Annotated in this window: 5 protein-coding genes; 2 read left to right on the plus strand and 3 right to left on the minus strand. The window is 64.7% G+C overall.

The window, feature by feature from the left end; all coding sequences use genetic code 11:
- Positions 1–66: 66 nt before the first annotated feature.
- Positions 67–969: an oxidoreductase gene (locus ACLQ62_RS09350; RefSeq protein ID WP_411721375.1), complete on the plus strand. Its 903-nt coding sequence runs from the start codon at positions 67–69 to the stop codon at positions 967–969.
- A 30-nt stretch (positions 970–999) separates the two neighbouring features.
- Positions 1,000–1,716, plus strand: a complete 717-nt coding sequence (locus ACLQ62_RS09355) for a DUF4386 domain-containing protein (RefSeq protein WP_411721376.1) — start codon at positions 1,000–1,002, stop codon at positions 1,714–1,716.
- Here the strand turns inward: ACLQ62_RS09355 and ACLQ62_RS09360 are convergent.
- The 3 genes from ACLQ62_RS09360 to ACLQ62_RS09370 are packed head-to-tail and all read right to left on the minus strand — an operon-like array spanning position 1,713 to position 3,695.
- Positions 1,713–2,900 (minus strand): phospholipase D-like domain-containing protein, encoded by a 1,188-nt coding sequence (locus ACLQ62_RS09360; protein ID WP_411721377.1) that lies wholly within the window; start codon positions 2,898–2,900, stop codon positions 1,713–1,715. The two genes, ACLQ62_RS09355 and ACLQ62_RS09360, sit on opposite strands and share 4 nt — an antisense overlap.
- Positions 2,900–3,397, minus strand: coding sequence for a phospholipase D-like domain-containing protein (locus tag ACLQ62_RS09365; RefSeq protein ID WP_411721378.1), 498 nt, complete (start codon positions 3,395–3,397; stop codon positions 2,900–2,902). Before ACLQ62_RS09365 ends, ACLQ62_RS09360 begins: the two co-directional genes overlap by 1 nt.
- 4 nt (positions 3,398–3,401) lie before the next feature.
- Positions 3,402–3,695, minus strand: coding sequence for a hypothetical protein (locus ACLQ62_RS09370; protein WP_411721379.1), 294 nt, complete (start codon positions 3,693–3,695; stop codon positions 3,402–3,404).
- Positions 3,696–3,918 lie beyond the last annotated feature (223 nt).

A 3,918-nucleotide genomic window follows, 5' to 3' on the forward strand; every position in this document is an offset into this window, starting at 1 on the left:
GCGTATGGTAGCTTTCTCGCCTCACCTTACACCGTATGGTGAACTCTCCTCCGAAGGACCATGATCATGACCAGCACGCTCGCCCCCACCGCCGACTGGACCCAGGCCGACTTGCCCGACCTCACCGGTAAGACGGTCATCGTCACCGGCGGCAACAGCGGCATCGGCCTCGAAGCCGCCCGTGCATTTGCCGCACACGGTGCCCACGTCGTTCTCGCCGTGCGCGACGAGCAGAAAGGCCGGGATGCCACGGCCACGATCGCTGGCTCCACCGAGGTCCGGCAGCTGAACCTGGCCGACCTCGTCTCGATCCACACCTTCGCAGCGGCCTGGACCGGTGACATCCATCTCCTCGTCAACAACGCCGGCGTCATGGTGCCGCCGCTCACCCGCACAGCGGACGGCTTCGAGCTGCAGTTCGGCACCAACCACCTCGGCCACTTCGCTCTGACGAACCTGCTTCTGCCGCACATCACCGGGCGCATCGTCACGGTCGCGAGCACCGTGCACAAATCGGGACGGATCGACTTCGACGACCTCAACTTCACCACCCGCCGTTATGGCGGCGGTTCGGCGGGGTACGCGCAGTCAAAACTTGCGAACCTGCTCTTCACGCTCGAGCTGCAGCGGTGCCTGACCGCGGCCGGGTCGAGCGTCCTCGCGACGGCCGCCCACCCCGGCATGGCGGCGACGAACCTCAACTCGAGTTCCACCAATGTGGCGCTCAACGTCTTCGCCAAAGTCGTCGTCGCCCTGTTCGCGCAGAAGGCGATCGATGGAGCAGCTCCGACCCTGTTCGCCGCCACGGCGCCGATGCCCGCAGCGGGCTACGCCGGCCCGAGCAAGCGCGGCGGTTTCGCTGGACCGCCCACGCTCGTGGACCGCTCCGCCGACGCCTCCGATCCGGTTGCCGCCGCGCGCCTGTGGGCGGCATCCGAAGAACTCACCGGCACGAGCTTTCCGCTGTAGCCGACCCTCCAACGCCGAAAGAAGAAGGACATGACCACCACACGCTCGCCCCTCACAGATCGGACGAGAACCCGCCTCGTTGGCGTCCTCTTCCTGGCCGCGATCCTCGCGTACGGAGTCGGAACGTCGCTGACGACATCTGTACTCGCCGCGCCTGACCTGCTCACCAGCGTCGCATCAAACACGACGCAGTTCACTCTGGGTACCGCCCTGATGCTCACCAACTCGATCATCGTCGCAACGATCGGCGTGCTGCTGTTCCCTCTGCTCACCCGGCATAGCACCGCGGTCGCCCGGGTCTACCTCAGTGGCCGCCTCGTTGAAGCCGTGGTTCTGGTCATCGGCATCGGTTTTCTGCTCTCGCTCGTCGCGCTCAGCGGCGAACTCGCGACGACCAACACTGCGGATGCCACGGCGCTCACGACGCGCGCCACGTCCGCACTCGAGGCGAACGATGTCGCGTACCAGGTCGCGATGGCGGCGCTCGGTTTCGCGAGCCTGTTCTTCTGCGCGCTGCTGTTCCGGGCACGGCTGGTGCCGCGCTTCATTGCGGTGTGGGGCGTCGTCGGTTATGCCGTCTTCTTCACCGGAGCGGTGCTCGAACTCGTCGGCGTCGCAGGCTGGGGGCTTCCGCTGTCGATTCCGGGCGGCCTCTTCGAGCTGGTCTTCGGCGTGTGGCTGATCGCGAAGGGGTTTTCGAAACGAGCCCTCCCTGCACGCGCCGAGCCCTCTGTCGTGACGGTCTAAGCGGCATCCCACAGTGTGTCGAAGCGAAGCTGCAGGTCCCGGGCCAGATCGGGAGAGGATATCGCCAGGCTGACGTCGTCGAATTGCTCGTACGACCCGGCCGACCAGTTGTGGCTCCCGATCACGACGAGCTTTCGGTCGATCACCAGGAATTTCGAGTGCATCAGGGCGTCTTCCGCGTCCGAGCGAACCGGCACCCCTGCGCTCTCCAGGAACTCCTTGGCGGGCTTGTTGATGATGGTCGACAGGTACGGGTCGGTCTTCCGGTCTCGGTCCAGAATCACTCGAACGCCAACTCCGCGTTGGTGTGCCTCGACGAGCTTCTCGAGAAGAATCCGGGTGGGGTGCCCCGCTCCGCCCAGGGCGATGTGGAACATGCACACCTCGATCGAGACGAGTGCATCGCCGATCGCCGATTCGACCGCCGGGTGATACGTGTCATTGGCAAGCACCGCGACCCACTCAGCCGATGATGTCCCGTCGTTCAGCGGCATCGACGGGCGTCTCCTCAGACGGTGTGTCGTGAAGGGGTGCGGATGCTCCGCACAGACGGCGTTCAGTAGATCCAGGGTGCCCAGGAGTGACGTCGCTCCTGAGCCACTCAGGGAATGCACCAACCGCAAGCGCGACCCCAAGTCGCTGGCATGGTGAAGGGCGAAATGCTCGGGGCGTGCGTACGACAGCACGTTCGCAAGGTCTTGCACTCCAATGGGGCCAAGGCCTTGCACCCGCTGATCCAGCTCTTCACCTGAGCCGAACGATCCCGTCGAATCGCGGGATGCGACGATTCGTGCCGCCAACGTCGGCCCGATTCCCGGGAGCCCATCGAGTTGCACTTCGGTGGCATTGTTGATCGCCACAACGTCGCGATCCTGCACCTCACGTTCAAAGGGAGCGTTGGTCGGCTGATTGTCCACCACAAAACCTGCGGTGATATCCGGAGCGGCAACATGGCGGAGCGTGTGCTCGCAGGCCTCGTCAACGAGTTGCAGGGCCAGTGAGTCCCGGGCGGCATCCGTGGGGATCTCGTCAGAGATGCTGAGCCCGCCGACGAGTCCGAAGAGCGTTGCCAGCCTCGCGCGCACCGCGCTCGTCTCGTCGCTCAGGGGATCCATGCTGAGCTCGAGGTACAGCCGGGCGACGACGGTGTCGGTCGCGAACTCGGACCAGTCGAAAACGAACATCAGCCCGTCCCCGCCTTCAACCACTGAGCGTCAAAAAGCGCCGTGAAGTACGCGGCGAGAGCTGGTGAATCGACTCGGACGCTGTCTTGATGCTGACCGGAGAACGCCCCGACCGACCAGTTGTGGGATCCGACCAGCACGGAGTCGTCCACGATGACGATCTTGGCGTGGCTTCCTCGTCGTGGCTGTGCTGCAAGCCACCGGGACGGGATGCTCCGATCATGGAACACCTGCGCAGCACCGGCGGTTGCCTCGGCGATTCGCTGGTTCGTCCGTGAACCGCCCAGCACGACCCGCACGTCCAGGCCCCTCCACACGGCGGCCTCCAGAGCGAGAACAACGCTGTTCATGGATTCGGATCGACTGCCGGCGTCGACGATGAACATGCTCACCAGGCAACGCCGTCGAGCGTCGCTGAGCATCTCGCGGACCATGACCGGATACTCCTCGTCGGCAACCAACACGCACGAGCCGCCGAGCGAGCCGATGGGGTACACGGGGTCACCTCGAGCCGAGGATCGGATCGAGAAGAACGTCAGTGGATTCCCTGAAGAAGCGGACCAGCACAGGCAGCCCCACGACTCGGCGGATGAGAGACGCTTTTCGCTCCAGGAGCCGTGCCTCCAGGAGTGCGCCGGACGACCCGGGCACCTCGCGGATGCTGTCGAGCATGCTGGACAGCATGGCGAGCTGCCCGTTCACGACACTCTCCCGGAGCCCATACGACAGTGCAGCCGACGCCCGTCGCTCGGCTTTGATCACAATCGCCTGCTCCTCTTCGGTGAGCAGTCTCATCTCGTTCCTACCTCCGTGTCCGGTCAGCACGTCATCCCGGAGCGGGCTCCGGAGTGGACACTCCCCACGGAAAATCGGGCAAGTCAGACGGGGTGTCATTCTCTGACTACGGTCATTCACTCTCGTGTTCAGTCTGCACGTCTGAGCCGAAGTCAATACCGGCCGCTTCCTGGCCGGCCTCCGGTAAATCTGCCTGATCTACCGCGGCGTGGAAGGCTTCATG

The organism is Mycetocola sp. (assembly GCF_046716805.1).
Taxonomy (GTDB): domain Bacteria; phylum Actinomycetota; class Actinomycetes; order Actinomycetales; family Microbacteriaceae; genus Mycetocola_A.

Excerpts from the sequence above, each read along its gene's own strand:
- ACLQ62_RS09370 (WP_411721379.1), bottom strand. The coding sequence starts at position 3,695 with ATGAGACTGCTCACCGAAGAGGAGCAGGCGATTGTGATCAAAGCCGAG.
- ACLQ62_RS09350 (WP_411721375.1), top strand. The coding sequence starts at position 67 with ATGACCAGCACGCTCGCCCCCACCGCCGACTGGACCCAGGCCGACTTG.
- ACLQ62_RS09360 (WP_411721377.1), bottom strand. The coding sequence starts at position 2,900 with ATGTTCGTTTTCGACTGGTCCGAGTTCGCGACCGACACCGTCGTCGCC.
- ACLQ62_RS09355 (WP_411721376.1), top strand. The coding sequence starts at position 1,000 with ATGACCACCACACGCTCGCCCCTCACAGATCGGACGAGAACCCGCCTC.